At 61.9% G+C, this 2,995-nt stretch carries 4 protein-coding genes; all 4 read left to right on the top strand.

Translation table 11 applies throughout. The features are described from left to right. The coding region (locus AUC71_RS19110) for a hypothetical protein (RefSeq protein ID WP_204376613.1) at window positions 1-215 on the top strand (215 nt) is incomplete at its 5' end. A gap of 51 nt (window positions 216-266) precedes the next feature. Continuing rightward, a complete protein-coding gene (locus tag AUC71_RS02190) occupies window positions 267-1,367 on the top strand; it encodes an NAD(P)/FAD-dependent oxidoreductase (protein WP_069622953.1) in 1,101 nt (366 codons plus the stop codon). Window positions 1,368-2,179: 812 nt separating this feature from the next. After that, window positions 2,180-2,407 (top strand): hypothetical protein, encoded by a 228-nt coding sequence (locus AUC71_RS02195; protein WP_069622954.1) that lies wholly within the window; start codon window positions 2,180-2,182, stop codon window positions 2,405-2,407. After that, a complete protein-coding gene (locus AUC71_RS02200) occupies window positions 2,404-2,904 on the top strand; it encodes a hypothetical protein (RefSeq protein ID WP_069622955.1) in 501 nt (166 codons plus the stop codon). Before AUC71_RS02195 ends, AUC71_RS02200 begins: the two co-directional genes overlap by 4 nt. The last annotated feature ends 91 nt before the right edge of the window (window positions 2,905-2,995 follow it).

A 2,995-nucleotide genomic window follows, 5' to 3' on the forward strand; every position in this document is an offset into this window, starting at 1 on the left:
GCCCATTCTGTCGACGACGCTCCCCGGTTCGCTCCACCTCGATCTGCGCGAACCGCTACGTGCGCAAGGAGGAAGCGGGCAACCAGGGCTTCAATACCTTCGCCGATAAGGTCGAGGTCGTCTCGTTGCAGATGGACTGCCGCGAGGGATCTGACATGCGGTTCGAGAAGCACCGTCAGACCAAGAAGAAGAACAAGCCGCAAACTGCCAACTGACAAGCCGCCAACTGACGCGCACCCTCATGCCCATCGCGCTATAAGACTTGGATGTTCAGGATCGACACCGTTGTGGTCGGCGCCGGCGTAATCGGTCTTGCGATCGCCCGGGCGCTTAGCCTGCGCGGACGCGAGGTCCTCGTGCTGGAGCGCGACGACGGCGTCGGCCAGGAAACCTCGTCGCGCAACAGCGAGGTTATCCACGCCGGCCTCTACTACCCGCCGGGAAGTCTTAAGGCACGTCTCTGCGTCGGGGGCCGCCACGCCCTCTACCGATATTGCGCCGAGCGCGGCGTGCCCCACCGCCGCTGCGGCAAGCTCGTGGTCGCCACATCGGCCGATGAAGAGGCGGCACTCCAGCAGCTGTATGAACGCGCCGTGGCGAACGGCGTCGAGGACGTGGAATTGATCGGCGGCGGACGCCTGGAAGAGCTGGAGCCGGAATTGCGGGCTACGGCTGCGCTGCTGTCGGGCACCACCGGCATCATTGACGGGCACGCGCTGATGCTTAGCCTCCAGGGCGACGCCGAGAACGCCGGCGCCACGGTGCAGTGCCGCGCGCCCTTGCTCGGAGGAAGCCTCGGCTCACCCGCGATACGGCTTCGCGTCGGCGGCGACGAAGCTACCGAGATCGAGACGAAGCTGCTGATCAACGCCGGGGGACTTTGGGCCTGGGATGTCTCCCGCAGCCTGGAGGGCCTCGACCTTAAGAGCATCCCGCCGCGCCACCTCGCCAAGGGGAGCTACTTCGCCATGAGCGGCCGGACGCCGTTCGGGCATCTGATCTACCCCGTTCCCGTTGCCGGCGGCCTAGGCGTCCACCTCACCTTCGACCTCGGGGGGCAGGCGCGCTTCGGGCCGGATGTGGAGTGGGTGGAAACACTCGACTACGCGGTCGACCCCACCAGGCTGGCCGCCTTCTACGACGCCATCCGCCGTTACTGGCCGGGGCTCCCCGACGGAGTTCTCGCGCCGGCCTATTCGGGTATCAGACCGTGCGTCGCGGGCCCCGGTGAGCCACAAGGCGACTTCGTCATCCAGGGACCTGAGGAGACGGGGCACGCAAGCTACGTGGCCCTCTATGGGATCGGCTCGCCGGGGCTGACGGCGTCGCTCGCGATCGGGGAGTATGTGGCAGCCCTGGCCGATTGACGGTCTAGAACAAGTGTCCGAGTCGGACAAACAACCCCATGCAAAGTAGAACCAAGGTTATCCACAATACTATGTAGGGCTGTGAGTAACCTGTGAATAAAAACGAATCACTTTCCCGGCAAGAGATGGTCGACATCTCGAATTTCGACGAGCAACGCTTGTCTTGAGCGAAAAAATTGCAGAAATCTGCCGATTTTTACTCTTGAATATAATCGAATCTTCCGTATTATCTGTATTGCGTCGAGCCACAGTCGGCAGACCAGCGATTGGCCGAAGCGAAGGAGACCGGTAAACCAGCGGTTTCTCCTAACGCCAGGCAGGGCTTAGACGACGGCGCGGGACGTGATCATGCCTGACAGACCAGTTGGGTAGGAAAGCGGGCCTTGACGCAGACACAAACTAGGACGGCAGCCTCCCTTACCGTGTCGAAACCAGTCACGGCGGACGTCCCGGTGAGGCATCGTTCATATGAGTTGCCGTTGATAGCGGTAACTCCTGGAGACAGTAGGAGAGAACCTGGCCGTGGGCGTAATTGCTCAGGCTCAGGCAAACATAGTCTGAGGGTTCGGCTGACCCACCGGCGTCTCGCTGAATAGCGCGAGGAAGCCAACCGGTCTTCTAGCCCCTCTACATCCGAGCGCGGCGATCCTGAATCTCTCCAGGCGGCGCGCGAAATTCCCAAAGAAAACGATGCCCGGAATCCGTCCGGGCCCATGAGCCTTCGGGCCAACTGATCGGGCGCTTTTGCCCGGCCGATGATTCATGCCCGACGACCCCCCTCACCCACATCAAAACAACTTAGGAGAATCGTGATGAACGATCAGAAGAAGACCTCGCCCGAGTTCGACACCGACAAAGACCTGTCCGCAGACGAAGCGAAACCGGCAACGGCTGACCAAGACACCGACGCCAAGGACTCGGCCGCGTCAGTGAGCAGCGACGGAGCGGAGACGCTAACCCTGACGCCACCGAGCCTGAGGAAGCGAATGAGCTTCCAGCGACCCCCGTCGAAGCCGAAGTCGAAGAAGGCACCGCGATGATGCCTTACGGCGCGAAGCCGGTGGAGTTGAAGGAGCCATACCACGGTCACGTCTCGCATCAACTGATGCGCGCTATCCCGACCCGTCTGAGTGACACGAACACTGATTTCGAGCGAGCCGCCCACGGAAGCATCGCGCTCTATTCGGGACTAGATCCCAGAGACCCTCATGAGTCGATCCTGGACCGCCTGGCCGTGGCTGGATTGAACGCGGCCATGGAAGCGAACGCCAAGTCAGTAAACTCCTCGAAAGACGCTTGGGTGAGTGAAAAGTACACAAGGATCTTCTGCCAGAACTCGGCCGCGGTGGTGAAGCTCCTCGAAGCACGCGACAAGCACCGCGCCCGACAAACCCAGACCGTCAACGTCCGCGACGTAAACGTCCATCCGGGTGCTCAGGCCATCGTGGGCAACGTCACGAAGACCGACGGCAAGAAGAACGACCCCGCAAGCAAAGGCTTGCCGAACGGTGAAGGGGACAAGGGAAGCGAGGAATAGAAGGTGGCCAGCAATCACAAAAGGAACACTGCCCCGATGCTGGGCAGTCCACGTTGTGGCGCTCGGACTCGCCGGGGCACGGCATGCCGTG

Origin of the sequence: Methyloceanibacter marginalis (genome assembly GCF_001723295.1) — a bacterium.
Lineage (GTDB): Bacteria > Pseudomonadota > Alphaproteobacteria > Rhizobiales > Methyloligellaceae > Methyloceanibacter > Methyloceanibacter marginalis.